The sequence below is a fragment of the Streptosporangium sp. LJ11 genome, assembly GCF_051918945.1.
Lineage (GTDB): Bacteria > Actinomycetota > Actinomycetes > Streptosporangiales > Streptosporangiaceae > Streptosporangium.
On record NZ_JBPXMB010000100.1, the window covers coordinates 1 to 945 of the forward strand.

Annotated in this window: 1 protein-coding gene; it reads right to left on the reverse strand. The window is 73.9% G+C overall.

What is annotated here, in order from left to right; translation table 11 throughout:
- The coding region (locus ACTOQ3_RS43560; protein WP_440089939.1) for a beta-ketoacyl reductase at positions 1–920 on the reverse strand (920 nt) is incomplete at its 3' end.
- Between the last annotated feature and the right edge of the window lie 25 nt (positions 921–945).

The following is a 945-nucleotide window of genomic DNA, read 5'->3' on the forward strand; positions in this document are numbered from 1 at the left end:
CCGCCGATCGCCCACAGGCCCCAGGCCAGCGAGGTTCCCGCCAGTCCCCGCGACCTGCGATGCTCGGCCAGCGCGTCGAGGAAGGCATTGGCCGCCGCGTAGTTGCCCTGCCCAGGACCGCCCAGCACCCCGGCCATCGAGGAGAAGAGAACGAACGCCGACAGGTCCAGCTCCTGAGTGAGCTCGTGCAGGTGCCAGGCCGCGTCGGCCTTGGGCCGCATGACCCCGTCCAGCCGCTCGGACGTCAGCGCGGTGATCACACCGTCGTCCAGGACGCCGGCCGCGTGCACCACACCGCTCAACGGCTGATCGGCCGGAACGGCCGCGATCAACTCGGCCAGCGCGTCCCGGTCACCCACGTCGCAGGCCGCGACCGTGACCGTGGCGCCCAACTCGGTCAGCTCCGCCACCAACTCGGCCGCCCCCGGCGCCTGCGCGCCACGACGACCGGCCAGCAGCAGGTTCTTGACCTGGTAGGTGGCGGCCAGGTGTCTGGCGACCAGCGCGCCCAGGCCGCCGGTGCCGCCGGTGACCAGCACCGTGCCCTCCGGCCCGAACACCGGAGCGCGATCCTCCTCCACCGGCGCCACCACCGTGCGCACCAACCGCGGCACCCACACCGCACCGGCCCGCACCGCGACCTGCGCCTCACCCGAGGCCAGCGCCCGATCGACCGCGTCCGCCTCCAGCGGCCCGGCCTCCACATCCAGCAGCACGAACCGGCCCGGCTGCTCGGCCTGCGCCGCCCGCACCAGACCCCACACCGCCGCCTGCGCCGGATCCACATCCTCCGCCTGAGCGACCGCCACCGCGCCCCGCGTCACCACCACCAGCCGCGAAGAGGCGAACCGCTCCTCGGCCAACCACCCCTGCACCACACCCAACGCCTCGTGCACCCCGGCCGACACCTCGACCAGCACACACTCCGCAACCTCACCATCCAGC